Origin of the sequence: Phenylobacterium sp. RIFCSPHIGHO2_01_FULL_69_31 (genome assembly GCF_001824475.1) — a bacterium.
Taxonomy (GTDB): domain Bacteria; phylum Pseudomonadota; class Alphaproteobacteria; order Caulobacterales; family Caulobacteraceae; genus Phenylobacterium.
In genome coordinates this window covers 138,104-161,951 of the sequence record NZ_MHXN01000004.1, presented here as the reverse complement: position 1 = coordinate 161,951, position 23,848 = coordinate 138,104, and the positions used below count along the sequence as shown (strand labels likewise).

General features: G+C 70.5%; 28 protein-coding genes, 1 tRNA gene and 1 pseudogene. 12 read left to right on the top strand and 18 right to left on the bottom strand.

The window, feature by feature from the left end:
* From A2790_RS02780 to A2790_RS02770, 3 genes are all read right to left on the bottom strand, one after another.
* Positions 1-516, bottom strand: a 516-nt coding sequence (locus A2790_RS02780; protein ID WP_293387361.1) for a hypothetical protein, incomplete at its 3' end; no start/stop codon positions are given.
* Positions 513-1,184 carry a spermidine synthase gene (locus A2790_RS02775; RefSeq protein WP_293387359.1) on the bottom strand — a complete coding sequence of 224 codons (672 nt, stop codon included), beginning with the start codon at positions 1,182-1,184 and terminating at the stop codon, positions 513-515. The genes A2790_RS02775 and A2790_RS02780, both read right to left, overlap by 4 nt.
* A 17-nt stretch (positions 1,185-1,201) precedes the next feature.
* Positions 1,202-1,378: a hypothetical protein gene (locus A2790_RS02770; protein WP_293387357.1), complete on the bottom strand. Its 177-nt coding sequence runs from the start codon at positions 1,376-1,378 to the stop codon at positions 1,202-1,204.
* A 184-nt stretch (positions 1,379-1,562) separates the two neighbouring features.
* Between A2790_RS02770 and A2790_RS02765 the strand changes: the two genes are divergently transcribed.
* The gene (locus tag A2790_RS02765; protein WP_293387355.1) at positions 1,563-2,771 is read left to right on the top strand and encodes an acyl-CoA dehydrogenase family protein; all 1,209 of its coding nucleotides are present in this window, start codon (positions 1,563-1,565) and stop codon (positions 2,769-2,771) included.
* Between the two features lie 7 nt (positions 2,772-2,778).
* On the opposite strand, the gene A2790_RS02760 is transcribed toward A2790_RS02765, so the two are convergent.
* Positions 2,779-3,645 carry a DUF1206 domain-containing protein gene (locus A2790_RS02760; RefSeq protein WP_293387353.1) on the bottom strand — a complete coding sequence of 289 codons (867 nt, stop codon included), beginning with the start codon at positions 3,643-3,645 and terminating at the stop codon, positions 2,779-2,781.
* 169 nt (positions 3,646-3,814) lie between these two features.
* Between A2790_RS02760 and A2790_RS02755 the strand changes: the two genes are divergently transcribed.
* The gene (locus A2790_RS02755; RefSeq protein WP_293387351.1) at positions 3,815-4,027 is read left to right on the top strand and encodes a hypothetical protein; all 213 of its coding nucleotides are present in this window, start codon (positions 3,815-3,817) and stop codon (positions 4,025-4,027) included.
* A gap of 1 nt (position 4,028) precedes the next feature.
* On the opposite strand, the gene A2790_RS02750 is transcribed toward A2790_RS02755, so the two are convergent.
* Complete coding sequence (locus tag A2790_RS02750; protein WP_293387349.1) at positions 4,029-5,198, bottom strand: serine hydrolase; 1,170 nt, start codon at positions 5,196-5,198, stop codon at positions 4,029-4,031.
* Between the two features lie 111 nt (positions 5,199-5,309).
* Complete coding sequence (locus A2790_RS02745) at positions 5,310-6,614, bottom strand: tetratricopeptide repeat protein (protein WP_293387347.1); 1,305 nt, start codon at positions 6,612-6,614, stop codon at positions 5,310-5,312.
* 179 nt (positions 6,615-6,793) lie between these two features.
* Between A2790_RS02745 and A2790_RS02740 the strand changes: the two genes are divergently transcribed.
* The 3 genes from A2790_RS02740 to A2790_RS02730 are packed head-to-tail and all read left to right on the top strand — an operon-like array spanning position 6,794 to position 9,588.
* On the top strand, positions 6,794-7,420 hold the full coding sequence (locus A2790_RS02740) for a TetR/AcrR family transcriptional regulator (protein WP_293387345.1): 627 nt from the start codon (positions 6,794-6,796) through the stop codon (positions 7,418-7,420).
* Between the two features lie 48 nt (positions 7,421-7,468).
* On the top strand, positions 7,469-8,581 hold the full coding sequence (locus A2790_RS02735; RefSeq protein ID WP_293387343.1) for an NAD(P)/FAD-dependent oxidoreductase: 1,113 nt from the start codon (positions 7,469-7,471) through the stop codon (positions 8,579-8,581).
* Between the two features lie 56 nt (positions 8,582-8,637).
* Complete coding sequence (locus A2790_RS02730; RefSeq protein ID WP_293387341.1) at positions 8,638-9,588, top strand: nitronate monooxygenase; 951 nt, start codon at positions 8,638-8,640, stop codon at positions 9,586-9,588.
* A gap of 27 nt (positions 9,589-9,615) precedes the next feature.
* On the opposite strand, the gene A2790_RS02725 is transcribed toward A2790_RS02730, so the two are convergent.
* Genes A2790_RS02725 through A2790_RS02715 form a run of 3 tightly spaced genes read right to left on the bottom strand, consistent with a single transcriptional unit; the run spans position 9,616 to position 13,690 of the window.
* Positions 9,616-10,863: a PQQ-dependent sugar dehydrogenase gene (locus tag A2790_RS02725; protein WP_293387339.1), complete on the bottom strand. Its 1,248-nt coding sequence runs from the start codon at positions 10,861-10,863 to the stop codon at positions 9,616-9,618.
* Between the two features lie 14 nt (positions 10,864-10,877).
* On the bottom strand, positions 10,878-12,662 hold the full coding sequence (locus A2790_RS02720) for an asparagine synthase-related protein (protein ID WP_293387337.1): 1,785 nt from the start codon (positions 12,660-12,662) through the stop codon (positions 10,878-10,880).
* Complete coding sequence (locus A2790_RS02715) at positions 12,662-13,690, bottom strand: glycosyltransferase (protein WP_293387335.1); 1,029 nt, start codon at positions 13,688-13,690, stop codon at positions 12,662-12,664. Before A2790_RS02715 ends, A2790_RS02720 begins: the two co-directional genes overlap by 1 nt.
* 102 nt (positions 13,691-13,792) lie before the next feature.
* Between A2790_RS02715 and A2790_RS02710 the strand changes: the two genes are divergently transcribed.
* A tRNA-Met gene (locus A2790_RS02710) sits at positions 13,793-13,869 on the top strand.
* 45 nt (positions 13,870-13,914) lie between these two features.
* Here A2790_RS02710 and A2790_RS02705 read toward each other — a convergent pair.
* A complete protein-coding gene (locus A2790_RS02705) occupies positions 13,915-14,130 on the bottom strand; it encodes a hypothetical protein (protein ID WP_293387333.1) in 216 nt (71 codons plus the stop codon).
* Between the two features lie 118 nt (positions 14,131-14,248).
* Positions 14,249-15,004: an outer membrane beta-barrel protein gene (locus A2790_RS02700; RefSeq protein ID WP_293387331.1), complete on the bottom strand. Its 756-nt coding sequence runs from the start codon at positions 15,002-15,004 to the stop codon at positions 14,249-14,251.
* Between the two features lie 299 nt (positions 15,005-15,303).
* Here A2790_RS02700 and A2790_RS02695 point away from each other — a divergent pair, with 299 nt between their 5' ends.
* Entirely contained in the window at positions 15,304-15,501 is a 198-nt protein-coding gene (locus A2790_RS02695; RefSeq protein WP_293387329.1) for a hypothetical protein, read from the top strand.
* 6 nt (positions 15,502-15,507) lie between these two features.
* Here the strand turns inward: A2790_RS02695 and A2790_RS02690 are convergent, their stop codons facing one another.
* On the bottom strand, positions 15,508-16,128 hold the full coding sequence (locus A2790_RS02690) for a class I SAM-dependent methyltransferase (RefSeq protein ID WP_293387327.1): 621 nt from the start codon (positions 16,126-16,128) through the stop codon (positions 15,508-15,510).
* Between the two features lie 17 nt (positions 16,129-16,145).
* Positions 16,146-17,195 (bottom strand): DUF2125 domain-containing protein, encoded by a 1,050-nt coding sequence (locus tag A2790_RS02685; RefSeq protein ID WP_293387325.1) that lies wholly within the window; start codon positions 17,193-17,195, stop codon positions 16,146-16,148.
* A gap of 37 nt (positions 17,196-17,232) precedes the next feature.
* Here A2790_RS02685 and A2790_RS02680 point away from each other — a divergent pair, with 37 nt between their 5' ends.
* Entirely contained in the window at positions 17,233-17,769 is a 537-nt protein-coding gene (locus A2790_RS02680) for a gamma-glutamylcyclotransferase (protein WP_293387323.1), read from the top strand.
* Here A2790_RS02680 and A2790_RS02675 read toward each other — a convergent pair.
* From A2790_RS02675 to ftsE, 4 genes are read right to left on the bottom strand one after another with little or no spacing between them, the layout of a single operon-like run.
* Complete coding sequence (locus A2790_RS02675) at positions 17,766-18,470, bottom strand: lysophospholipid acyltransferase family protein (protein WP_293387321.1); 705 nt, start codon at positions 18,468-18,470, stop codon at positions 17,766-17,768. The two genes, A2790_RS02680 and A2790_RS02675, sit on opposite strands and share 4 nt — an antisense overlap.
* The gene (locus A2790_RS02670; protein WP_293387319.1) at positions 18,467-19,096 is read right to left on the bottom strand and encodes a YdcF family protein; all 630 of its coding nucleotides are present in this window, start codon (positions 19,094-19,096) and stop codon (positions 18,467-18,469) included. Before A2790_RS02670 ends, A2790_RS02675 begins: the two co-directional genes overlap by 4 nt.
* Entirely contained in the window at positions 19,096-19,986 is an 891-nt protein-coding gene (locus A2790_RS02665) for an FtsX-like permease family protein (protein WP_293387317.1), read from the bottom strand. Before A2790_RS02665 ends, A2790_RS02670 begins: the two co-directional genes overlap by 1 nt.
* Positions 19,983-20,693 (bottom strand): cell division ATP-binding protein FtsE, encoded by a 711-nt coding sequence (ftsE, locus tag A2790_RS02660; protein ID WP_293387316.1) that lies wholly within the window; start codon positions 20,691-20,693, stop codon positions 19,983-19,985. Before ftsE ends, A2790_RS02665 begins: the two co-directional genes overlap by 4 nt.
* 72 nt (positions 20,694-20,765) lie before the next feature.
* On the opposite strand from ftsE, the gene A2790_RS02655 reads away from it, so the two are divergent.
* Genes A2790_RS02655 through A2790_RS02640 form a run of 4 tightly spaced genes read left to right on the top strand, consistent with a single transcriptional unit; the run spans position 20,766 to position 23,185 of the window.
* Complete coding sequence (locus A2790_RS02655) at positions 20,766-21,581, top strand: DUF3426 domain-containing protein (protein ID WP_293387315.1); 816 nt, start codon at positions 20,766-20,768, stop codon at positions 21,579-21,581.
* On the top strand, positions 21,568-22,098 hold the full coding sequence (locus tag A2790_RS02650) for a phosphoribosyltransferase family protein (RefSeq protein WP_068877392.1): 531 nt from the start codon (positions 21,568-21,570) through the stop codon (positions 22,096-22,098). The genes A2790_RS02655 and A2790_RS02650 overlap by 14 nt, the downstream gene beginning before the upstream one ends.
* 40 nt (positions 22,099-22,138) lie before the next feature.
* Entirely contained in the window at positions 22,139-22,705 is a 567-nt protein-coding gene (locus tag A2790_RS02645; protein ID WP_293387313.1) for an XRE family transcriptional regulator, read from the top strand.
* Between the two features lie 3 nt (positions 22,706-22,708).
* Positions 22,709-23,185 (top strand): GNAT family N-acetyltransferase, encoded by a 477-nt coding sequence (locus A2790_RS02640; RefSeq protein ID WP_293387311.1) that lies wholly within the window; start codon positions 22,709-22,711, stop codon positions 23,183-23,185.
* On the opposite strand, the pseudogene A2790_RS02635 reads toward A2790_RS02640, so the two are convergent.
* Positions 23,182-23,848, bottom strand: a pseudogene (locus tag A2790_RS02635) (diaminopimelate decarboxylase); the annotation flags it as partial. The gene A2790_RS02640 and the pseudogene A2790_RS02635 overlap by 4 nt on opposite strands.

The following is a 23,848-nucleotide window of genomic DNA, read 5'->3' as shown; positions in this document are numbered from 1 at the left end:
TCGAAGCCGCCAACCTGGTGCTCGCACGGGGCAACCCATGGTCCGCAACGCCCACCACCTGAAACATGGTTGCTCCACCACCTTCAACGACGACCGCGGATCGATCTCGCCCAGGTCCACGTCCTCCCTCGGCGCGACAACCCAGGTCCGCCGCCCGGCCACCGCCAGCACCAGCTTGCCCTTGCCCCAGTGCTCCGTGGCGAAGGCCTTGAGCGCCGCATACATTGGGTTCCGCCGCCAGGCGGTCGGATTGGCCGCGTCGCAGCGGGCGATGAGCCACAGGCCTGCCGGGTCCTGGTCCAGCACCACCTTGGTCTGGTCGGGCCGGAAGCGGTGCGGCATCTCCGGATCCATCAGCCAGACGCATTCGAAGGTGCGGCAGCTGTGGGGGCGGGTCTCGTAGATCCCGCAGCCGGCGCCGGGCCTGGCGTGGGCGCAGAGCTTGCCCATCGGCTTGGCCAGTTCCTCGACCGCCAGCACCTTGCAGCATTGCGTGCAGGGGCCGCAGGACTTCACCCCGCCACGCCCACCCAGATCACGTGCTTCGGGCCCTTGCCGGAGGGGGCGGCGCCGACCTTGTGCTCGGTGACGGTGAAGCCGGCGTGGGCGAAGCGGCGGGCAAACTTGTCGTCGTGCGCGGCCGACCAGATGGCCACGACGCCGCCAGGCTTTGTGGCGCGCTTCAGGTTGGTCAGGCCGTGCAGGGAATAGAGGCTGTCGTTGGCGTCGCGGTTCAGGCCGTCGGGGCCGTTGTCCACGTCCATCAGGATCAGATCGTAGGGCGGCTTGGCCTCCGCCAGCCGGTCGGCGACATCGCCCTGGACGATCCGGGCGCGCGGGTCGGCCAGGCTGTCGCCGTAGAGCGGCGCCAGGTGGCCGCGGGCCCAGGCGATCACCTCGGGCACCAACTCGGCCACCACGACCTTGGCGTCCTTCGGCAGGTCGGCGAGTGCGGCGCGCAGGGTAAAGCCCATGCCCAGGCCGCCGATCAGGATGCGTGGCGCCTGGCAGTGGGCCGCCTTGGCCCAGGCCAGCTTGAACAGCGCCACCTCCGAGCCGTAGAGGCGGCTGTTCATCAGCTCGATCGTACCGGACATGATCGAGTAGTCCTGGCCGCGCTGCATGAGCTTCAGCTCGCCGCCGCCGGGGATCTGGGCCGTGTCGAGGTGGATCCAGGGATTCATCGCCCCTGCATACAGGCTTATGCGCCGGCCGGCGCGCCCTGGCGTTCGGGCGGCCGGGACGGTCCGGGCGTGGGCATCGCGACGGGCCGAAGCGGCACGCGACCGACCAGGAAGCAGCGGTCGGCGCCCAGCTCCGGACGGGCCTGCGGACGCGGCAGGAAGCAGCGGCGGTCGAGGGCGGCGATGGAGGACATGGCGGGCGGTCGTGGCGGATGGGCGTCTTGCGGCGGCCCGTATGACCCACCCGCGGCGGCCCCGGTAGTTAAGCTTGTGTAAGGCTTCTCGCGATCTTGGGGCTTCTCTACCGCCGCGTCAGCCGCTCTATGCCTTGTGGCGACCGCCTCGCACCGTAAGCTGGCGGAAAGCGGAGGATTTCCCATGGCCGACTTCGGCGGCGACACCGACCTCGAAGCCTTCCGTCAGGAAGCGCGAGCCTGGCTGGAGGCCAATTTCCCGGCCTCGCTGAAGGGCAAGGGATCGCTGGCGACCAGCGAGGTGCGTTCGGACGAGCCCGACCTGGTGGCCTGGCGCAAGGCCATGGGCGCGAAGGGATGGGGCACGCCCACCTGGCCGAAGGAGTACGGCGGCGGCGGCCTGTCGCCTCAGCAGGCGCGCGTCCTGCTGCAGGAGATGACCAAGATCGGCGCCTTCAACCCGCTGATGTTCGGCATGGGCGTGACCATGATCGGCCCGACGATCATGGATTACGGCACCGAGGAGCAGAAGAAGAAGCACCTGCCGCCGATCGTGCGCGGCGAGGTCCAGTGGTGTGTGGGCTACTCCGAGCCCAATGCCGGCTCAGACCTGGCCAGCCTGCAGACCAAGGCGGTCGACAACGGCGACGGCTGGACCGTCACGGGCAGCAAGATCTGGACGAGCGGGGCCCAGTACTCGGACTGGTGCGGCGCCCTGGTGCGGACCGACCCGTCGGCCAAGAAGCACGAGGGGATCAGCTTCATGCTGATCGACATGCACCAGAAGGAGATCGAGGTCCGCCCGATCCCGCTGATCGCCGGCGCCTCGCCGTTCTGCGAGACCTTCTTCACCGAGGCCAAGGTGCCGCGGGACGGCCTGCTCGGGCAGCTCAACGTGGGCTGGACGGTGGGCAAGCGCCTGCTGCAGCACGAGCGGGCCAGCCAGACGGGCGCCTCGACGGGCGCCAAGCCGCCGCCGCCGCTGTCGGTGGTCGCCAAGAAGTACCTGGAGCTGGACGGTCAGGGCCGGATCTCGGACCTCGACCTGCGCACGCGCCTGGTGAAGCACGAGATGGACGCCAAGGTGCACGGCCTGACGCTGGCCCGTGCCATGGCCGAGGCCAAGGGCAACAACAGCCCGGGCAACGCCGCCTCCGTCCTGAAGAACTCGGCCACCAACGTCGCCCAGACCCGCGCCGAGCTGACTCTGGAGATCATGGGTCATCAGGGGTTGGGCTGGCAGGGCGACGCCTTCACCGGCGAGGAGCTGGAGAGCGTCCGCAGCTGGCTGTTCGGCAAGGCGATGTCGATCTACGGCGGCTCGTCGGAGATCCAGAACAACATCGTCTCCAAGCGGATCCTGGGCCTGCCCGACACGACCCAGTCCACCTAGGGCCGGCTCAGCCGGCCAGCTTGCGCAGGGTCATCGGGCGCAGCGCGCCTTCGGCAAAGGCGAACAGGCCGAAGGCGACCAGGCCAAGGCCGATCAGGGCCAGCATCGCCTCGCCGAACGGCTGGGCGGCCAGGACGTCGAGGGCGCCGCCCAGGCCGCGCGCCTCGGACGCCCGGGCGTGCAGTCCGGCGCTCGCCAGCAGTCCGCCGGCGGGGATAAGCGCGACGCCGCGGGCGGCATAGCCGATCCGGGCCAGCGTCCCCGCCCAGGCCCGCACTGGCCGGTCGCAGTCGAGATCGCGGCCGAAATGGTCGAACACGGCGCGGAACGCGCTGCCCAGGCCCGCGCCCAGAACGAACAGGCCGGCCGCCATCACGATCAGGTTGCCGAACGGCATCTCCAGGGCCTGGGCGACGGCGGCGCGGGTGGCGGCCTGGTCGTCGGTCTCGTGCAGGTCTTCCAGGGCGTCGAGCAGGCCGAAGACCGAGATCGCCAGCCCCGCATAGACGGCGCCGCTGACGGCCTGCCCCGCGCGGGTGAGAAGCGCCTTGGCCGACCGTCCGCGGCGGTCGACGTCGAATACCGCCTGCAGCGCCCGCCATCCGGCGAAGCCGTAGAGCCCGAGCCCCACCAGCCACAGCAGGAGCACGCCCACCCGCCACTCGCCCCAGGCTTCCAGGGCGCCGACCGCGCCCTCGGCCCGCGGCGTGAGGTCCAGGGCGGCGAGCAGGGCGATCAGGCCGATGCTGACATAGACCGCGCCGCGCGCCGCGTAGCCCAGACGCGCAGCCGCCTCGCCCAGCGCCTGCCAGGGAGTGTGCTCGAAACGTCGGCGAAGACGGTCGAGCGGTTTGGCGTGGGCGAGCGTGGCCATGGCCTGCGCCAACGCGGCGCTTGCCGAATGCGTTCCCGGACCGCGCCGCGCGGAAACGGGATGGAAACTGAACTGCAGCTAAACGTCGCCCTCAGGCGCGCCTCACAACGGGTGGCGCAAGCCTGACGACCATCCGCGCGAAATGCGGACGCAAGCTGAGGTTCTGACCATGGCGAGCTCTCACGCCATCGACTGGGTTCTTCTCGACCACGCCGCGGACCATCCGGTGGATGTCGGCGACATGGTGTCGGCGGACGCCGGCGGGATGCCGATCTACCGGGTGCTGGCGCTGGCCGGCCGCGAGGTGCAACTCGCCAACGAACGGAACGCGGTGGTGGGCGCCGTCCCGCTGGACCGGTTCCGCTGGCGCAGCGCCAGCTAAGCTACATCGCGTTCGCCGCGGCCCGCGCAGCGGCGAGGAACGCGTTGCGCGCCATCGACAGCTCGCGGCCCGTGGCGTTGGGCCAGGCGGCGTTGGTGACGATCACGATGCGCTCGTCCCGGAACACGGTGATCGACTGGCCGAAGATGCCGCGCGCCTCGAACGCCCCGCTGTCGGGCATCCACCAGAAATAGCCGTAGCCGCGCTCGCGGGTCCCGCTGGTGATCTGGGGCGTGGTCGCCTCGGCGGTCCAGCCTGGCGGCAGGATCTGCTGCCCGTCCGCCACGCCGCCGTCGAGGATGAACTGGCCCACGCGGGCGTAGTCGCGCAGGGTGATGGACAGGCAGCAGCCGCCGCGCTCGTGGCCGGCCGGATCGACCATCCAGATCGCGTCCCGCTCCATCCCGTAGGGCTTCCAGAGCTTCTCGGAAGCGTACTGTGACAGGCTCTTGCCGACGGCGTTGGAGACGAGGATCCCGACCAGGTCCGTCTCGCCGGTGTTGTAGTTGAACATGGTCCCCGGCGTGTGGGCGCGCGGCAGGCGGCTCATGTAGGTCACCAGCGGGTTCTTGCCCGGCTCCAGCGGCAGGGCGGTCGACTGCGCCACGTCGGACTTCGGGTCGGTGTAGTCCTCGTTCCACTTGACGCCCGAGCTCATCATCAGGAGCTGGCGCACGGTGACGCCGTCGTAGCCGGAGCCCTTCAGCTCGGGGATGTAGTCGGTGACCGGGGCGTTCAGGCTCTTGATCTTGCCGTCCTGGATCGCCGCCCCGACCAGGGTGGAGGTGACCGACTTGGCGACCGAAAATGAGGTCCAGCGGTCCTCGGGCTTGCGGCCCAGGCCATAGCGCTCGAGCAGGACCTTGCCGTCCTTGAGCACGATCACGCCCGAGACATTGTAGGCCTTCATGTAGTCGTCGACCGACCAGGTCTTGCCGCCGTACTCGTAGCGGAAGTCGATCTGCCGGTCGGCGAGCGGCAGCGGATGAACCTTGTCGCCGCGCTTCACGGTCTCGACGCGGTAGACGCTCTCGATATCCTTGTACCAGTCGGCCTGCTGCTGCGGCGTCCAGACCAGGATCGACGGAAGGTTCGGGCGGATCGGGACCTGGGCGTGAGCCGCGCTCCCCGCCAAAGCCGCCGCCACCGCCAGCCCAAGAACTCTACGCATGCCAAAGCCTCCCCGATTTTGCGGGGAGGCTAAGGGCGTTGCGCCAACTGAACAACATTCACCTGCCATCGGGCCGGGCGGCGTTCGCTGCCCGTCCGGCGGCGGCGGGGATCAGGCCGCCAGGGCCGGCGCCTTGGGGGTGGCGAACGGCTGGGCCTGGTCGCGTTCCGCCAGCAGGGCGCGCTCCAGGCTGGCCTCGCCGGCGCGGCCGGCGGCGGCGATCAGGGTCAGGTCCAGGACGTCGCGCTGGGCATGGCTGCCCCCGAAGCGGGCGGACTTGTTGCGCACGCCCCGCAGCAGTTCCACCGACTTGCCGTAGGCGCCCTGGCCGAAGGCGTGGATCGCCTGCATCGCCGGCAGCCCCACCTCGCCCGTGAAATAGGCGTTGTCGCCCGGCCCCTGCAGCACGCTCTTCTGGAGGTCGAGCAGCGCCTTGGCTTCGTCCTCGCGGCCCGCGCCCACGAAGGCCATCATGGCGTGGGTGTCCACGAAGGCGTTCTGTCCGCGCGGTTCCTTCGTGAAGCTGTCGGCCACCGGCGCCCAGCGGTCGCCCATGTCCACGCCCATCAGCTTCAGGCGCCACAGCATGGCGGCCGCATCGGCCATGTCGAAGGCGAAGGTGGTGGGCTCGCCATAGATCGGCCCGTCGAACAGCTTCAGCACCTCGTCCGTTTCGCCCAGGCCCAGGTGGAAGAGAGCGGTGTGCCACCAGTTGTGGACGCCCAGCGTCGCCTCGGCCTGCCAGGCGTCGTTGTCGTGGCGCATCCAGCGGACCCCCTCGGCATGGCGGCCCTGCATGAGCAGGACGTGGGCGACGCCGTGCTGGGCCCAGTTGTTGCGCGGCTGGATCGAGATCGCTTCGCGCCCACACGCCTCGGCGCGGTCGTAGAAGCCGGTCTCTTCCAGGCCGAACGACATCATTCCCTGGACGGCGTGCCAGTCGGTCATCTCCCGCGACCAGGCGGGGAGGGCCCGGGCGATGCGGTCGCGCAACATACGGGAGTCGCCCAACAGGAAGTCCATCGTCTGACCGACGTGGAGCGCCAGGGAGTCGCGGGGATGGGCGATCGTCACGTCCTCGAGGATGCGCGCGGCGCTGCGGATCTCGCCGGCGAGCAGGCTGCCGATGGCGGCCAGGTGGCCGAGTTCGCGCGCATTGACGTTGACCAGGTCCTTGGCGACGCCGAAGGCCTGGACGCCGAGCATGGCCGTCTCGCTGTTGGAGCCCACCAGGGTCATCCACGCCTTGAGCACATGGGCCATGACGAAGCGCGGGCTGTCGGCGATGGCCGCCTCCAGCGGGGTCATCGCATCGCCCGCATAGCAATGGTAGGCGGTGAGCGCCTTCTGATATAGTTCGGCCGCCGCCGGGCTGGCGCCGGTCATTTCCAGGCCGTGGTGATCCTTCACCGACATGTCGTTCTCCTTTTTCTCGGGGCGGCGAGGGTTAAGGCCTGGGACCCGGCGGCTCTAGCGGTTGCGCGGTCGGTTCGTCAGCGTGCCGTTTTGCGGTGTGTTTTGAAAGCCTTGGCGTAGATTCGAACGGAGGGCGGACGACGATGCCAGCGCCGGCTACAGAGAAAACTGTACCCGAGGTGCAGTCCGAGGCGCGGACCAAGGGCGAACGCACCCGCGAGCGCCTGCTGGACCTGGCCTACGAAGCGGTCATCCGGAAGGGCTTCGCCTCGACGTCGATCGAGGAACTGGTGGAGGCGGCCGGCATCACCAAGAGCGGCTTCTTCTATCACTTCAAGGACAAGACCGACCTCGCGCGCCAGCTCATCGAGACCTACACCGGCCGCAACGCCCAGTTCCTGGACGAGCTGGCGCGGCGCGCGCGCGAACTCTCGGACGACCCGCTGCACAGCTTCCTGATCTTCCTGAAGCTCTATGCCGAGGAGATGGAGGAGAAGACGGTGGCCCACCCGGGCTGCATGGTGGCCACGGTGACGTTCCAGGATCGGTCCTGGGACTCCGGCGTCCGCCAGCTGGTGATCGACCAGGTGCTGGCCTGGCGCGCCCGGTTCATCGCCTGGCTGGAGGAGATCGCGGCCGTCTATCCCCCCAAGGGCAAGGCGCCGATCGAGGATCTCGCCGACGCGATCCTGGCCTTCACCTACGGCGGCATGACGATTGCCCGCGCGCTCGCCGACGACACGGCCATCAGCCGCCAGACGATCATGTTCCGCGAGACCGTGCGGCTGCACTTCCTGGGCGCCTGATCGCGGCGGCCGCTTTGCGTTGGGCCGGACCTCGGCTAGGCCAGGGGCATGGCCGAATTCGATTTCGATGCGGTGGTCGTTGGCGCGGGCGCCGTGGGGCTGGCCTGCGGCTATGCGCTGGCGAAGCGCGGGCTGGTGGTAGCGGTCCTCGAGCAGGACGTGGCGATCGGCCAGGGCGTCTCGTCCCGCAATTCAGAGGTCATCCACGGGGGGCTCTACTATCCCACCGGCTCGCTGAAGGCGCGGCTCTGCGTCCAGGGGCGGCGCATGCTCTATGCCTTCTGCGACGACCACCACGTGGAATACGACCGCTGCGGCAAGCTGGTGGTGGCCGAGACGACGGATGACCTGGAGCGGCTGGACGCGATCCTGGAGCAGGCGCGCGCCAACGACGTCGAGGGAATGGAGCGGCTGACCAAGGCCCAGGCGTTGGCGCTGGAGCCGGAGCTCTCCTGCGAGGGGGCGCTGCTGTCGCCGCAGAGCGGCGTCTTCGAGAGCCATGCCTACATGCTGGCCCTGCAGGGCGAGATCGAGGCGGCCGGCGGCGCCGTGGTGCTGGCGACGCCGTTCGAGGGGGCCACGCCGCTGGAGGGGGGCGGGTTCTCGGTCCGTGCGGGCGGCGCGGAGCCGACGGTCCTGACCTGCCGCTATCTCGTCACCGCGCCCGGTTTGTCGGCGCAGCATGTGGCGGGCGAAATCGAGGGGTTCCCGAAGGCCGTGATCCCCGAAGCCCACTACGGCAAGGGCATGTACTTCCGCCTGACGGGCAAGGCGCCGTTCGCGCGGCTGATCTACCCGCCGCCGATCCCCGGCGCTCTGGGCACCCACTACCGCCGCGACCTTGGCGGGCAGGGGGTGTTCGGGCCCGACCTCAACTATGTGGACGAGCCCGACTACACGGTCGATCCGTCGGCGGCGCCGGCGTTCTACAGCTACATCCGCAAGTTCTGGCCCGGCCTGCCGGACGGCGCGCTCAGCCCCGACTACGCGGGCGTGCGGCCCAAGATCCACGGACCCGGCGAGGCCCAGCCCGACTTCCGGCTGGACGCCGCGGAGGTCCACGGGCTTGCCGGACTGGTGGCCCTGTTCGGCATCGAGAGCCCCGGCCTCACGTCATCGCTGGCGATCGGCGAAGAGGTCGCTAAGCGACTGGGTCTCTAAACGGGCGTTTGAATTCCACCTCGGAATGGCGATAGTCGCCGACCAGGGAGAACGCCATGAAGAACCGCATCACCGATCTGCTGGGGGTGAAATACCCCATCGTCCAGGCCCCCATGGGTTGGATCGCGCGGGCCCAGCTCGCCTCCGCCGTCTCCAACGCCGGCGGCCTGGGGATCATCGAAACCTCTTCCGGCCGCCTCGACGAGGTGCGCGAGGAGGTGAAGAAGATGAAGACCCTCACGGACAAGCCGTGGGGCATCAACGTTGCCCAGGCCTTCGTGCGCGACCCGGACATCGTGAGCTTCGTGGCGGACCAGGGGGTCAAGTTCGTCACCACGTCGGCGGGCGATCCCAACCGGTACTGCGAGGCGTTGAAGTCCAAGGGCCTGACCGTCTTCCACGTGGTGCCCAATCTGGCCGCCGCCGAAAAGGCCATCGCCGCCGGCGTCGACGGCCTGGTGGTGGAAGGTGGCGAAGGGGGCGGGTTCAAGAACGGCCGCGACGTGGCCACCATGGTCCTGCTGCCGCTGGTCTGTTCCAGGACGGACCTGCCCGTGATCGCGGCGGGCGGGATCACCGACGGCCGCTCCATGGCCGCGGCCTTCGCCCTCGGCGCGGAGGGGGTGCAGATGGGCACTCGGATGGTCTCGGCGGCCGAGAGCCCGGTGCACCAGAACTGGAAGGACATGATCGTGAACGCCAGGGAGACGGACACCGTCTTCCTGAACCGCCACGGCCCTGGCCCGGCCCTGCGCGCGCTGCGGACCGAGAAGACCACCCGCTTCGAACTGGAGCCGCCGACGAACATCATGGCCGAGATGGCGAACGCCCTCGATCTCTACTTCGGCGGCGACATGGAGGCGGCCATAGCGCTCACCGGCCAGGTCGCCGGCCGCATCGACAGCGTCAAGCCGGTCGCGGAGATCATCCGCGAGACGGTCGAAGAGTTCGAAGCCGTGATGACCCGCCTCGGCCGCCAGTACGGTAAGGTGGCGGAGCCGGCCTGACGAACTCCTCCCCCGCAGGGGGAGGACCTACTTGGGCGCGACCCGGAGGATGCGGCCCTTGTCGTTGTCGGTGGCGACATAGAGGGCGCCGTCGGGGCCGACGATCACGTCACGCAGGCGCTCGCCCACCTCGGTCAGCAGGCGCTCCTCGCCGACCACCTTGTCGCCCTGCAGCGAGAGGCGGCCGAGGTACTTGGGTCCCAGGCCCGTCACGAACAGGCTGCCCTTCCAGGCCGGCGCGGCGTCGGATGTGTAGAACGCCATACCCCCGGGCGCGATGACCGGGTCCCAGTAGTAGATCGGCTGCTCCATGCCGGCCTTCTGGGTGATGCCGCCGGTGATCGGGCCGCCCGCATATTCGACCCCGTAGGCGATGGTCGGCCAGCCGTAGTCCTTGCCCTTGCGCACGATGTTCAGCTCATCGCCGCCGCGCGTGCCGTGCTCGACCTCCCACAGCTCGCCGGTCGTGGGATGGAGCGCGGCGCCCAGGATGTTGCGGTGGCCGATGGAGAAGATCTCGGGCCGCGCGCCCGCCTGGCCGACGAACGGATTGTCCTTGGGGATCGAGCCGTCGGCGTTAATGCGGACCACCTTGCCGAGCGTGCCGTCCATGCGCTGGGCCTGCATGCGGCCTTCGGTGATCGAACGCTCGCCGCCGGTGATGAAGAGGGTTCCGTCGCGCGCGAAGACCAGCCGGCCGCCATAGTGCTTGGTCGACGCGAGCCGCGGGGTCTGGCGCCAGATCACGGTGACGTTCTCGAGCCGGGGCGCGCCACCCGTCGTCACTAGTCGGCCGCGGGCCACGGCGGCGTTGTTCATCTCGTCCTTCGGCGGCTCGGCGTAGGCGAGATAGACGAGGCCGTTCTCGGCGAACTTGGGATCCAGGGCGATGCCCAGCAGCCCACCCTGGTCGCGGGCGTCCACCGCGGGGACACCGGCCACCGGCTCGGAGAGCTTGCCGTCCTTGAAGAGCCGCAGGCGGCCCGGCCGCTCGGTGATCAGCAGGCCGCGGTCCGGGGTGAAGGCCAGGCCCCACGGGCGCTGCAGGCCGGTGACGTGGTCCGTGACATCATACGCGACGCCCGCCTTGACCTCCGGCGCGCGGGTCTGGCCGGGGAAGGCGGGCTTCTGGTCCTTGCCGTTTGGTGGACGGGTCTCCACCGGCGCGCCGCCCGCCGCGGCGGTTTCCGCAGCTCCAGTCTGGGCGTTGCCCGCTTGGCCTCCGCAGGCGGCGAGCAGGACGGCCGTAGCGGCGGCGGACAGAAGCGACTTCATGGACATCCTCATGTTCAGGTCCGTGCGATGGCGGCCAGCGCGTCCTGGGGGTCGGCGCCGTCCAGGTGGATCAGCGCCCAGACACCGAAGAACAACCACGGCCAGAGGGTTCCCGCCGCGGGCGGCCCCCCCAGCTTCCGCACCGCGTCGATCCTGTCCAGTCCCGCGCGGATATCGGCCGCGCGGGGGGCGATCCAGGCTTCGACCGGCACGGTGAACCCCTGCTTCTTCGCCCAGGGCTCCGCCGCCGGGCAGGTTCGCTCTAGCCATTTGCGCAGCAGCCACTTGCCGTAGCCGTGCCGCACCTTGAACCGGTCCGGAAGCGGCCAGGCGAAGGCGGCGACGTCGCGGTCCAGGAACGGGGTGCGGCCCTCCAGGCCGTGGGCCATCAGGCAGCGGTCCAGCTTCAGCAGCAGGTCGTTGGGTAACCAGGTGACCACGTCGGCCCACTGGGCTTCCTGCAAGGCCGTCAGCCCGTGAGGCGGGCGGGCCCGTTCGCGCCAGGCGGCCAGGACCTGCGGACGCGCGCCGCGGGGCTCGGCCGGCCGGCCGCCCAGCAGCTTCGGCCGAAGGGCCCGCCGATAGCGGCCATAGCCGCCGAACAGCTCGTCACCGCCCTCGCCGGTGAGCACGACGGTCAGGGCTCCCTTGGCCGCCTCGGCGAGGCGCCAGGTGGGCAGGACGGCGTAGTCGGCCGTCGGGTCGTCCAGGGCCCAGGCCGCCTGCGGCAGGATGCGCCAGAAGTCCTCCTCGCCGAAGGTGGTCTCGCGCCAGTCCAGGTTCAGGGCCCGGGCGACCCGCTCCGCCTGGGCCCGCTCGTCCTTGGCGCCGGGGGCGTCGAAGCCGCAGGTGAAGGCGGTGACGGGGCGCTGGTTGAGTCGCGCCATCAGGGTGGCGATGGCGGTCGAATCCACGCCGCCGGAGAGGAACAGGCCGTAAGGCACGTCCGAGCGCTGGTGCACCCGCACGCTGTCTTCCAGCACGGCGTCGAGACGGGTGAGGAGGTCTCGCTCCTCCTCCGTCCCGAAGAGGACGGGGGAGGGGGACCGCGAAGCGGTGGAGGGGGCGTGTGGCGGCAGGCTCGGGGTATGCGGCTTTGCGCCCCCTCCGTCGCCCCGTGCCGGGGCGCCTCCTCCCCCGTCGTCTGCGCGACGGGGGAGGAGCGGGTTCGATCGCTTGCCCGAGACGATCCGGCCGTCGCGGACCTCCACCACCTCGCCCGGCGCGAGGCGGCGCAGGCCTTGGAAGAGCGTCCGCTCGCCAAGGACGTAGTTGAGGTCGACGAGCTCGCGCGCCGCCTCCTGGTCCAAGACCTTCTGCATCAGTCCCGCGGCGAAGAAAGCCCGGGGCTCCGAGGCGAAGGCCAGCCCGCCGGCATGCTCCATGATGTAGAGCGGCTTGATCCCGAAGGGGTCGCGCGCCAGCCAGGCGCGGCCGTCCGGTCCGATCAGGCAGAGGGCGTACATGCCCCGCAGGCGCGAGAACGCCGCCTCTCCCTCGCGGGCGTAGAGATGCAGCAGGGGCTCGAAGTCCGAGCCTGTGGCGGTGGAGAGGCCGAAGTCCTTGGCCAGCTCCAGGTAGTTGTAGATCTCGCCGTTGCCGATGACCGTGCCACCCGCCGCGTGCAGGGGCTGCCAACCGCCTTCGAGGTCGATGATCGATAGGCGCGCGTGGGCCAGCTTGGCGCCCGCGGCGGCCTCCTGACGGATCCCGTCGGGACCGCGATGCTGGAGCGCGTGGATCATGGCCTCGACCGGCGCGTCGTCCGCGCCCCCGAGCTGGCCGGCGATGCCGCACATCAGCCGGCTCCGTAGTCGGCGAACAGGGTCTTCCACTGGCCGACCACTGCGGCCTCGGAGAACTCGGCCTCGACCCGCGCGCCGCCGGCTGCCGCCAGCCGGGCCCGCAGCATGGGCTCGGCCAGCAGGCGGCGGACCCCGGCGGCGAGGGCCTCTGCGTCGTCGACAGGGACCAGCAGGCCGTCGTCGCCGTCGCGGATCAGCGCCTTCGGGCCCTGGCTCTCGGCGGCCACCACCGGCAGGCCGTGGGCCCAGCTCTGGATCACCACATTGCCCAGGGGTTCGTAGCGCGAGGGAAAGACACAGACGTCGGCGGCCCGGTAGAGGGCGGAAGGATCGGTGCGCCAGCCCAGGAACCGGACGCGCCCCGCCACGCCCAGGGCCTCGGCCATCCCCTTCAGCTTGGCCTCCAGCGGGCCGACGCCGGCGATCCATAGGAAAGCCTCGGGCAACTGGACGAGGGCGTGCAGGGCGATGTCGTGGGCCTTGCTCTCGTGCAGCCGGCCCATGGCCAGCAGCAGGGGCGCGTCCTCTGGCGTATCGAGGCCGGCGCGGTCCACCGGCGCGGCGTCCGGCGGGGCGGCGGCGAAGTTGGGAATGCAGCTCACGCGGCCCGCCGGCCAGCCCTGGCCCACGATCCAGTCCGCGATGTCCTCGGTGTTGGCCACCAGGTGGTCGAAGCCCTTGTAGTACTTGAGGCTGTAGTAGCCGCCGAGCCGGCCGATCCGCGCCCAGGGCCCGCGCGGGGTGTGTCGGGCTGCGCGATTCATCCAGGCCAGCGCCACCCGGGTCTTCTGCAAGGCGGCGAATCCGGCGGCGGCGGGCTTGGTCAGGATGTCGATCGGCCCCCCGAAGCGCAGCACCTTCACCGGGATGCCCGCGGCCCTCAGCCGGGCCTCGCGGGTGGCGTTGCCGCGAATCGCCGCCGCCTCGGCCACGCCGGCGCGTTTCAGGGCTTCGAGCAGGTCGACGAAGTACGTCTCCGCGCCGCCTTCGCCGGCTGTTCCCAGGAGGTGCAGGACGCTCATCGCAGGTGCGACCCTAACGTCAGATCGTCGCTTGCCCAAGCGCTTGAAGCGGAGCGGCTCTCACCCTATAACCCCCGCCTCGCGCGGCGAGCGCCCTGGCTTGGCTGGGTAGCTCAGCTGGTTAGAGCGGTGGATTCATAACCCACAGGTCGGCGGTTCGAGCCCGCCCCCCGCCACCAGGGCCTCGCCGCGCGAATATCCCCCTAGACCCACGCTCTACGCCGTCAGGCCGCGTCGCGGTCCTGCGCCGCTTCCGCGGGCTCGGCAGGCGTGTTGATGGTCAGCATGGCGTCGTAGCCTTGGGCCTCGGCCTTGTGCGCAGCCCGGCTGGCGGCCGTGACGGCGGCGTCGAGGGTCGAATACGGGCCGAAGTGCTTGCCGTTCAGCCCGACCATCCAGGCGCCGTCGATCAGATCGACGGTGTAGTTCACCTGCGCCATTCGTCCCCCCTTCGCATAACGCCGGGATCGTCACTGATTCGGGCGACTTCGCGAGGGCGAATACGAAAACGCCCCCGGAGTGGGGTCCGGGGGCGTCTCGCAGGGTGCGCGTCGTCGCTTAGCGGACGAGGCCCGCCCCAAACAGGCGGCCAACCGAGCCCAGCGAAGCGCCGGACTGGTCGCGGTCCTTCAGCGTGCCGCCGAAGGTGTAGCGCACGCCGATCCGGAAGGTGTCGGCGTTCGAGCTGAGATCGTTCGAATCGAAGTGGTCGTAGCCGGCCACGACGCTGAACGGGGTCTCGGCGAACTGGTACTCGGCTTCGACGCCGGCGTTCCAGCCGTCGGCGTCGCCGCCGCTCACGTCGATCCGGGTGTAGCCCAGCGAGCCCTGGAGGCGGAGGTTGTCGCTCACGAAGTGGCGGATCTCGCCGCGCACGGCCCAGAAGTCGGCGTCGCCCAGGTCGTCGGACGTGCCGTAGCCGGCTTGGCCGTACAGGCTGGTCGCCGGGCTCAGGTTGGCCTGGGCGTCGAGGCCGAGGCCCCAGAACGTGATGTCGTCGCTAGTCTCGACGCCGGCGAAGCCGCCGACGAGGCCCGAGCCCACCTTGGTGTTCAGGTGGCCGGTGACGCCGAACGAGGTTTCGTCGCCGTCGTAGTTGGTGATCGCGCCGTCGACCTGGGCGCCCAGCGAGCCGGCGTCGAAGCGAACGGCGCCTTCCAGCTGGTAGACGTCAGCGTCGGCGTCGAAGCCGGCCACGTCGAGATCGGTGCGCGAATAGTTGGCGCCCACGTGACCGACGGTCTGGGCGTTGGCGGCCACAGCCGACCCGAGAAGAGCCACGGCGGCGGCCGCGGCGAAGAGGTTCTTGTTCATTTTGTACTCAAAGCTAACGAAGGGCGCGGCACCTAGGCCTGCTCGCGGCCCGGCTCAAGGCAAAGCTCGAAAATGCGGCGTCATTGCTCAAACATGTGGCAAATGCGCAACGTGCTTGCCGCGTAAGTTAAGATTTGGGGTAACAATTTTCCGTAACAGCGGTCTCACCTGTCACGCGGCGCCTTTCCGCTTAAGGGCGGGCTTGCATCGCATTCGTCGCCAGGGCGTCTGGCACGCCGCTTGTTGCGTAACACGTTAGGCGGACCAAAACGGCACGCCGGCCCGATGGAGACCTGATCATGGTGTCTTCCGTTGTCGTGGCCCGGACCAAGTCGGACGGGCTCGAGTATCTTGCAGAAGCGGCCCCGGTCGCGTGGACCGACGCGTCCGATCTCGCCCAGCATTTCCACAGCGTTCGCGACGCCACCCGCGCGGCGATGCGGCTGCCCAGCCGTTTCCGCGCCTTTGCTCTGCCGGTGACGGACCTCGCCAACTAGGCGGGTCTAGGGCGCGGCTTCGCCCCACTCGTTCCACCCGGCGAAGCGGGGCGTGCCGGGCAGGTACATGCTGTCGTGACGGCGGACCTTGAAGCCGGCGGCCTCGATGGCCGCGGTGACGGGGCGCGTCAGGTGGCAGCCGCCCGCCAGGCGCTTCCAGATCGGCTCGATCCGCCGCTGCCATTTCGCGACGTCGGCGTCCGGCGCCAGGCCGTGTTCGCAATAGAGAAACCGCCCGCCCGGCTTCAGCACTCGACGCGCCTCGGCCAAGGCCGCCACGGGCGTGTGGACCGAGCACAGGGTGAAGGTGCAGACCACGCAGTCGAAGCTGGCGTTCTCGAAGGGCAGCGCCTCCGCCGTCCCGTCCTCGACGGCGACGGACAGCCTCGGATCGTGCGGCGCGGCCTGGGCGATGGCGCGAAGTTCCGGCGCGGGATCCACACCGGTCACGCTTTCCACCTTGCCGGCGTCGTACAGCGCCAGGTTCAGGCCCATGCCGATCCCCAGCTCCAGCACCCGGCCCTCGGCCTGGGGGACGATCTTGGCGCGCTGCTTCATCATTGGCGGCGCCGAGCAGGCGCACTTGAGCAGCCGGGGCAGGATGAAGCGGTCGTAGAGCGAGGCCATGCCCCAGCATGGCCCAGCTAGTTGGGTTCGTACACCTTCGGCGCCGGCGCGATGGCGACCGGCCCCAGGGTGGTCTGGCCGGCCTCGAAGTTCAGGGTGGCGCGGGCGACGTCGCCCTCCTGGCGGGCTGTCGTCACGGCCGTGGCGGCCTCGACCCGGTCCTGCGGGATGGTCCCGGTCGAACCCAGGGCGCCCAGCGCCCGCGGGGCCTGGCGCAGCGACACGTCCAGCACGCCCCGCGCGCGGCCGTCGGAGCCCACGCTCAGCGTTCCGGCGTTCACGCCGATCAGCGCGTCACCGGCGGTGAGCCCCCCGCGGCGCACGTTCATCTGCCCGCCGGCGGCGACCCAGGCGCGTACCGCCGTGGGCCAGTCCTGGCCCCGGAAGGCGCTGATCTTGGACATACGGCCGTCCCACTCGATGGACACCGGCTTCTCGCCGGCGATGCGGCCAAGCAGGCCGGAAAGGCGCGCCTTGCCGTCCTTCACCGACAGCCAGACGCCGGCCTCATCGCCGACCTCGCTCGGGGCCTGGCGCAGGTGGAACTCGACCCGCTCGGCGGCCTGCAGGCCGAAGGGCTGGGCGCCGGCGGCCGGCTGGAAGGTCAGGCCAACGCCCTCGAACGATACATTGGGCGGGGTGTTGGTCAGATGGCTGAGGCTGGCGCGGAGCGTCTTGCCGCTCACCCGCACCGGCCCCCCGATCGGCCGCACGAAGGTCGCGCCGTCCGGGGCGGCCAGGACCCAGCTTGTCAGGGCGTGCATGAACGCCTGCGCCTCCAGCTCCGGGGTCTCAAGGGCCCACCCGGAGCGGTCGCGGATGCGGGCCTCGGTCAGCGTCACGTTGAGGCGGAAGGGATAGCCGCCGATCGAGCGCTCCTTCCAGGCCACCTCGTAGCCGGCGTTGCGCAGGGCCTCGGCGTCGGCGTCGATGCGCGCCTCGGCCTCGCCCCGCGCCCAGATCCAGGCGGCGGACCAGGCGGCGACCAGGATGAAGGCAAGGCCGAAGGCGATGTAGAGGCGAAGCGGGCTCAGTTTGCGAGGCGCGGTCGGATCGGGCACAGACATCTAAGGGGCTGTTGTTGGCTGCGGGTTCGGGGAGCGTATGGCGTCTGAACGGTGGGTTTTCGGCTATGGTTCGCTGATGTGGCGGCCGGGATTCCCGTTCGCGGAGCGGCGCGGGGCCACCTTACACGGACGCCGCCGGGCCTTCTGCATCTATTCGGTCCATCACCGCGGCACCTACGAGCGGCCGGGCCTGGTCTTGGGCCTTGCCCCCGGCGGCGCCTGCCGGGGCGCGGCCTATCGCGTGGATGACGCCGACTGGGCCGAAACCTACGCCTATCTGCTGGAACGCGAACAGCCGACCGAGACCTACATCGAGGCCCGCCGGAACGTGCGGCTCGACGACGGCCGTCGGGTCGAGGCGCTGTGCTTCCTGTCGGACGTGCATCACCCGCAGTGGGCCGGCGCGCTCAGCCTGGAGCGGCAGGCGGACCTGATCGCCGGGGCCAGGGGCCTGTCCGGCCGCAACGTCGATTATCTGCGCGACCTCGTCGAGCACCTGCGCGAGATGCGGGTGCGCGACACCGCCATGGAACGGCTGCTGGGCATGGTCGAGGTGCGGGAACTGGCCGCCTAGAGCTTCATCAGGGCGTTGGACGCGCTCTCGATCCGCTCTTCCAGCAGGCGCATGAACTCGGCGCGCTTGAGGCCCGGCGGGATGGGCTCGAGGTATTCGAACACGATCGTGCCCGGATGGCGGATGAAGCCGTGGGCGGGCCAGTGCACACCGGCGTTGGTCGCCACCGGATGCACCGGCACGTCCAGTTCGCGATAGAGCGCGGCGATCCCGGGCTTGTAGTCCGGCGGCGCTCCGGGCGCCTGGCGGGTGCCTTCCGGGAAGATCACGATCTGGCGGCCCTTGGCGAACAGCGCCTTACCCTCGCGGATCACCTGGCGCATCGTCTTGGCTTGGCCTTCGCGGTCGATGACGATCGCCCCGGCCTTCTTCCCGTACCAGCCGAACCAGGGGATCCAGGCCAGCTCCTTCTTCATCACGAACGACGAGGCGGGCAGCACGGCGAACTGGGCGAAGACGTCCAGCATGCACTGGTGCTTGGGCGCCACCAGGCCCGCGCCGGTCGGGATATGCTCGCGGCCGCGGATCTCGACCTTGATGTCGCAGATGGCCAGCAGGGCGATCACGCCGCGGCCCCAGAAGTTGAACATCCAGTAGGTCCAGCGGATCGGCCCGAACAGGACGGGCGTGAAACCGACCGCGACCACGGCCGTCCAGAGGTAGAAGCAGGCCACGTACAGAAGGGAGCGGAGCGCGGTCACGACGTCGCTTTCGATTGTGCCGCGGGCGCTTCGCGGGGGCCCAGCCCCAGCACCGCCTCGCGGCCGAGGATCGCCAGATACTTGCAATACTCGACCACCATCAACCGCGCCGCGCGCGGGTTGCGCCACCAGTGCCGGTCCTTCAGGGCCGGCGTGGGCACGGCGTAGGTCTGGGCGGTGACTCCTGTGCCGCGGAGAACCGCGTTCAGCTCCAGCATCGCCCGGGGCATGTGGTAGTCGGCGGTGACGACGATCAGCCGGTTGTAGCGCATGGCCTGGGCCCAGTCGGCGGTCTCGCGCGCATTGCCTACGGTGTCCGCCGCGGTGAAGCCCAGGTCGACGCAGCAGTCGTAGAGGCGCCGCACGGCCCGCGAGACGTTGCGGATGTCTTCCCGGCTGGCCATGCGGTTGACGCCGGAGACGAGCACCCGGCGGCCGTAGCCGTCCTCCAGCAGACCCATCGCCGCCGCCAGCCGCTCGTTCGATCCGGCGCCGGTCAACGCCACGATGCCCTGGGCCGGTGCGGGCGCGCGGGCCGGCGTCTGGTGCTGCACCCGGCTGGCGAAGGCCAGGAGGCCGGCGAACCAGATCAGCGCCACGACCAGGAAGGCGGCGGTCGACCTCATCAGAGCCGTTGTATCAGCCGGCGGGCGGTGATGCGCGCCGCAACCGCCGCCACCAGGGCGGCGAGGATCGGGCAGGGCAGGACGGCCAGGAGGTCGACCCAGGCGATGGGCAGGGCCGGCGTGATCCCCTGGCCCCCGCCCACCAGCCGCAGCACCGCGCCGAGGACGGCCGCCCCCAGCGCGCCGGCGGCGCCGGAGAGGGCCGCGATACGGGCGAAGCGCAGCTCGAACAGGTTGGCGATCTGGGAATCCTCCGCCCCCGTCAGGTGCAGCACCTCCACCACGTCGCGGCGGGCCGCGAGGCCCGCGCGGGTGGCGTAGGCGACGACCGCCGCCGCGGCGCCGGCGATCAGCGCCAGCAGCGTGCCCGCCGTCCAGCGGACCACGCCGGCCGCATGGCGGATGTCCTTGATCCAGACGCTGTGGTCGTCGACCACGGCGTCCAGGCCCTGGCCCTTCAGCGCCTTGTCCAGGGTCGCGGCCGTGGCGGGCGCCTTGTCGTCCAGGCCGACGGCCACGAGCCGCGGCACGGGCAGGTCGTCGAGGTCGGCCACGTCGCCCAGCCACGGCCTGATCAGCTCGTAGGCCTTTTCCTTCTCCAGCGCCCGCGCCTCGGTGACGCCCGGCACGCCGGCCAGGGTTTCTGCGGCCCGCGCCGCGGCCGCGTCGGGAGTCTCGCCACCCCGGGCGCGGACGATCACCGTGGCCTCGCCGGTGAGCTGGCTGGCCCAGCCCTGCGCCGCACGATTGCCTGCGATGACGCCCAGGGCTGTCAGGCAGGCGAGGAAACACAGGACCGCCACCACGAACAGCAGGGCGGGATCGCGCGCGTCCTCCTCGGGCAGGAAGGAGGCCGGTCGCCACCGCGCCGGGTCGAACGGCTCGCTCATTCCGCTGGCCCCTGCGGCGGCAGCGGGCGCAGGCGGCCCTTGTCCAGGTGCAGCACCGGGCGCGCCGAGCGGGCGACCAGGTCCTGGTCGTGGGTGGCGATGATGATCGTGGTGCCCAGGCGGTTCAGCTCGACGAACAGACGATAGATGCGCAGCGCCATCTCGTGGTCGACGTTCCCGGTGGGCTCGTCGGCCAGCAGGATTTCGGGGCGATTGACCACCGCGCGCGCTATGGCCAGCCGCTGCTTCTCGCCGCCGGCCAGCGTGGGCGGCAGGGCGTCCATCCGCGCACCCAGGCCCACCCAGGTCAGCAGCTCGGCCACGTCGTTGCGGTATTCGGAAGCCTTGTGGCCGGCGATGCGCAGGGGCAGGGCGGTGTTGTCGAAGGCCGACAGATGGTCCAGCAGCAGCAGGTCCTGAAACACCACCCCGATGCGCCGCCGGGTGCGGGGCAGATCGCGGGCCGGCATGGCGGCCACGTCCTCGCCGAACAGCCGCACCGAGCCGGACGATGGACGTGAGGCCAGATAGATCAGCTTCAGCAGCGAACTTTTTCCCGCGCCCGACGGACCGGTGACGAAGTGGAACGAGCCGCGCGGCAGCGACAGCGAAACGTCGCTCAAGACCTCGGGCCCGCGCCCGTAGCGCATCGAAACGCCGGCGAAACGAAGGATCTCGTCGGCCGATGGATCAACCGACGGCGTCATTTGGGTTTCTGGACATGGAGGCCGAAATCGGCGACCTCGACGTGAGGGTGCTGGAGCGTCCGATTCGACCGCATGATACTGACCTGTCCAGAGTGCGCTACCAGCTATTTCGTGGATGACCTGCGCATCCCGCGAGGCGGACGTATGGTCAAGTGCACGACCTGCGGAAACCGCTGGCGCGCCTTCCAGGATCGCTCCGTTCCGGAGTCGGAAAAGCCCGAGGAAGAGATGCTGGTCGAGGGCCCGCGGCCCGAGCCCACGCCCGCGGACGACATCGATTTCATCGCCGCGCCCGCGGTCCCCGAACGCAAGCCGCCGGTCCGGAAGAAGACCCCCCGAGGGGTCGTCGTTGGCGTCAGCCTCGTGGCGGTGCTGGGCGTAGCCCTGGGCGGCATCATCCTGTTCCGCCAGCACGTGGCGACGCTGATCCCGGCGACGGCGCCCGTGTTCGCGGCCATCGGCCTGCCGGTGAACACCCTGGGCCTGGTGATCGAAGGCGTGAAGTCCCAGCCGACCTTCCAGGCGGGACGCCCCGTGCTGTCGGTCACGGGCGCGATCCGAAACGTCAACAAGGTCTCCACCGAGGCGCCGCCGATGCGCATCGGCCTGCTGGACCGGACGGGCAAGACCGTAGCCGGGGTCCTGGTCCAGCCCCTGAACGCCAAGATCCCGCCGGGCGCGACGCGCTATTTCGCGATTTCGCTGCCCGATCCGCCCGCGGGCGCGGAGGAACTGGACATCGCGTTCGAGCCGGCCGCGAAGGGCCCCGCCGCGCCGGCCGCGCCGGCGGCGGACCACGCGGCGCCTGCCGCGGCGCCGGCTCCCGTCGAGGCTCAACCCCTGCCTGCCAACTCCCCGGACGCCCTGAAGACCCATGAGCAGCACTGACCAGCCGACGGTCCTGATCGCCGAGGACGAGGTGATGCGCCGGGTCGAGGCCCTGGCCGCCCAGATCGCGCCGCGGATCGACGACGAGACGGTGGTGGTGTGCCTGCTGACCGGCGGCATCTGGTTCGCCGCCGACCTGACCCGCGCCCTGGCGCGGCAGGGGCGGATCGTCCGCTTCGACGCCCTGTGGCTGGCCTCCTACAAGGACGAGCGCCAGTCCAGCGGCCGCTGCGAGGTGCGCGCCGACCTCCAGCGTCCGATCGCTGGCCGCAAGGCCCTGGTGGTGGACGACGTCTTCGACACCGGCCTGTCGCTCTCGGAGGCGGCGCGCCTGGTGAAGGACTCCGGCGCGACCGAGGTGTTGACCGCCGTCTTCGCCCGCAAGCCCTGGCCGACCCCGCGGGCCATGGAGCCGGACTTCGTGGCCTGGGAGGCTCCGGGCCGTTTCCTGGTGGGCTACGGCTTGGACGTGGCCGGGACGATGCGCGGCCTGCCCTACATCGGGGCCATGGACTAACGGTCTTGCCATAGGCGCTGTCGTCTCTCATAAGAGACGAGTGGATACTTTAGTCGACGACTCATCGGCAAAGCTCGCGCGCCGGATCCAGCTGGAGCGCGACGCCCGCGGCTGGTCGCTGGCCGACCTGGCCGAGCGATCCGGGGTGTCGAAGGCGGCCATCAGCAAAATCGAGCGGGCGGAGGTCAGCCCGACGGCGGTGATTCTGGTGCGGCTGGCGACCGCGTTCGACCTGACCCTGGCCGGCCTCCTGCTACGCGCCGAGGGCGACGCGGGCCGTCTGTCGCGGGCCGGCGAGCAGCCGACCTGGCGCGACCCCGACACCGGCTACGTCCGCCGCCAGATCTACAACCGGCCGGACCACCCGCTCGAGCTGGTCCAGGTGGAGCTGCCGCCGGGCCGGCAGGTGGAGTTCCCGGCCTCCGCCTACGCCCGCATCCGCCAGGCGCTGTGGGTCACCGACGGCGAGCTGGTGGTCCACGAAGGGACCGAGCGCCACGTCCTTCAGGCCGGCGACTGCCTCGGCTTCGGGCCGCCCGCTCCCGTCGTCATCGCCAACCAGAGCACGCGCCCCTGCGCGTACGTCGTCGCCCTCGTGAGGAACTGAGCCATGGATGCCGCCACCGCCCCCTTCCTCGTCCGCGAGGACGACCTGTCCAGCCCGCAGACCCAGGACCTGCTGCGGCTGCACCTGGCGGGGATGCGCGACAGTTCCCCCGAGGGGCACTGCTTCGCCCTCGACCTCTCGGGCCTGAAGGCGCCTGGCGTCACGGTCTGGAGCGCCTGGCGAGGGCCCTCGATCGCCGGCATCGGCGCGCTGAAGGACCTCGGCGACCGCACGGGCGAGATCAAGTCGATGCGGACGCACCCGGACCACCTGCGCCAGGGTGTGGGAGCCGCGATCCTGGACCAGATCATCGCCGAGGCGAAAGGGCGGGGCTTGACGCGGCTGAGCCTGGAGACGGGCAGCGGCGAGGCGTTCGAAGCGGCCCTGGCCATGTATCGCCGGCGCGGGTTCCGGTCGGGCGGCGCGTTCTCGGACTACGTCGCCAGCGACTTCAACCAGTTCATGCACCTGGATCTCTAGAGCCAGGGGGCGGAGCGCTCCCTGGCCAGCATGTCGTCGTAGGTCGGGCGGGGACGGACCACGGCGAAGTCATCGCCCTTCACCAGCACCTCGGGGACAAGCAGGCGCGAGTTGTACTCGCTGGCCATGGCCGCCCCGTAGGCGCCGGCGCTCATGAACGCCACCAGGTCGCCGGCCTCCAGCGGCGGCAGGGGGCGGTCGCGGGTGAAGGTGTCGCCGGTCTCGCAGACGGGGCCCACCACGTCGTAGGTCACCGGGACGCCCTCGCGCGGACGGACCGGGCGGATGTCGTGATAGGCGTCGTACATGGCCGGACGCAGTAGGTCGTTCATGGCCGCGTCCAGCACCAGGAACTTGCGGCCCTCCGGCCGCTCATGGACGTGGTTCACCTGGGCCACCAGCACGCCGGCGTTGGCGGCGATCATCCGCCCCGGCTCGAAGGCGAGCTGGACCTCGAGGCCCCGGGTCACACGGCCGATCATGGCGGCGTAGTCCGCGGGGTCGGGCGGGGTCGGCTGGTTGAAATAGGGCACCCCTAAGCCGCCGCCCAGGTCCAGGCGCTCGACGGAAAGGCCCTCGGCCTTCAGCCGCTCGACCAGGCCCCGCATCTTGGTGAAGGCGGCCTCCATGGGCGCCAGGTCGGTGATCTGGCTGCCGATATGG

Bases quoted from the DNA above. Each gene is read 5' to 3' on its own strand.
- A2790_RS02775 (WP_293387359.1), bottom strand. From the start codon at position 1,184: ATGAATCCCTGGATCCACCTCGACACGGCCCAGATCCCCGGCGGCGGC.
- A2790_RS02770 (WP_293387357.1), bottom strand. From the start codon at position 1,378: ATGTCCTCCATCGCCGCCCTCGACCGCCGCTGCTTCCTGCCGCGTCCG.
- A2790_RS02765 (WP_293387355.1), top strand. From the start codon at position 1,563: ATGGCCGACTTCGGCGGCGACACCGACCTCGAAGCCTTCCGTCAGGAA.
- A2790_RS02760 (WP_293387353.1), bottom strand. From the start codon at position 3,645: ATGGCCACGCTCGCCCACGCCAAACCGCTCGACCGTCTTCGCCGACGT.
- A2790_RS02755 (WP_293387351.1), top strand. From the start codon at position 3,815: ATGGCGAGCTCTCACGCCATCGACTGGGTTCTTCTCGACCACGCCGCG.
- A2790_RS02750 (WP_293387349.1), bottom strand. From the start codon at position 5,198: ATGCGTAGAGTTCTTGGGCTGGCGGTGGCGGCGGCTTTGGCGGGGAGC.
- A2790_RS02745 (WP_293387347.1), bottom strand. From the start codon at position 6,614: ATGTCGGTGAAGGATCACCACGGCCTGGAAATGACCGGCGCCAGCCCG.
- A2790_RS02735 (WP_293387343.1), top strand. From the start codon at position 7,469: ATGGCCGAATTCGATTTCGATGCGGTGGTCGTTGGCGCGGGCGCCGTG.
- A2790_RS02730 (WP_293387341.1), top strand. From the start codon at position 8,638: ATGAAGAACCGCATCACCGATCTGCTGGGGGTGAAATACCCCATCGTC.
- A2790_RS02725 (WP_293387339.1), bottom strand. From the start codon at position 10,863: ATGAAGTCGCTTCTGTCCGCCGCCGCTACGGCCGTCCTGCTCGCCGCC.
- A2790_RS02720 (WP_293387337.1), bottom strand. From the start codon at position 12,662: ATGTGCGGCATCGCCGGCCAGCTCGGGGGCGCGGACGACGCGCCGGTC.
- A2790_RS02715 (WP_293387335.1), bottom strand. From the start codon at position 13,690: ATGAGCGTCCTGCACCTCCTGGGAACAGCCGGCGAAGGCGGCGCGGAG.
- A2790_RS02705 (WP_293387333.1), bottom strand. From the start codon at position 14,130: ATGGCGCAGGTGAACTACACCGTCGATCTGATCGACGGCGCCTGGATG.
- A2790_RS02700 (WP_293387331.1), bottom strand. From the start codon at position 15,004: ATGAACAAGAACCTCTTCGCCGCGGCCGCCGCCGTGGCTCTTCTCGGG.
- A2790_RS02695 (WP_293387329.1), top strand. From the start codon at position 15,304: ATGGTGTCTTCCGTTGTCGTGGCCCGGACCAAGTCGGACGGGCTCGAG.
- A2790_RS02690 (WP_293387327.1), bottom strand. From the start codon at position 16,128: ATGGCCTCGCTCTACGACCGCTTCATCCTGCCCCGGCTGCTCAAGTGC.
- A2790_RS02685 (WP_293387325.1), bottom strand. From the start codon at position 17,195: ATGTCTGTGCCCGATCCGACCGCGCCTCGCAAACTGAGCCCGCTTCGC.
- A2790_RS02680 (WP_293387323.1), top strand. From the start codon at position 17,233: ATGGCGTCTGAACGGTGGGTTTTCGGCTATGGTTCGCTGATGTGGCGG.
- A2790_RS02670 (WP_293387319.1), bottom strand. From the start codon at position 19,096: ATGAGGTCGACCGCCGCCTTCCTGGTCGTGGCGCTGATCTGGTTCGCC.
- A2790_RS02665 (WP_293387317.1), bottom strand. From the start codon at position 19,986: ATGAGCGAGCCGTTCGACCCGGCGCGGTGGCGACCGGCCTCCTTCCTG.
- ftsE (WP_293387316.1), bottom strand. From the start codon at position 20,693: ATGACGCCGTCGGTTGATCCATCGGCCGACGAGATCCTTCGTTTCGCC.
- A2790_RS02655 (WP_293387315.1), top strand. From the start codon at position 20,766: ATGATACTGACCTGTCCAGAGTGCGCTACCAGCTATTTCGTGGATGAC.
- A2790_RS02650 (WP_068877392.1), top strand. From the start codon at position 21,568: ATGAGCAGCACTGACCAGCCGACGGTCCTGATCGCCGAGGACGAGGTG.
- A2790_RS02640 (WP_293387311.1), top strand. From the start codon at position 22,709: ATGGATGCCGCCACCGCCCCCTTCCTCGTCCGCGAGGACGACCTGTCC.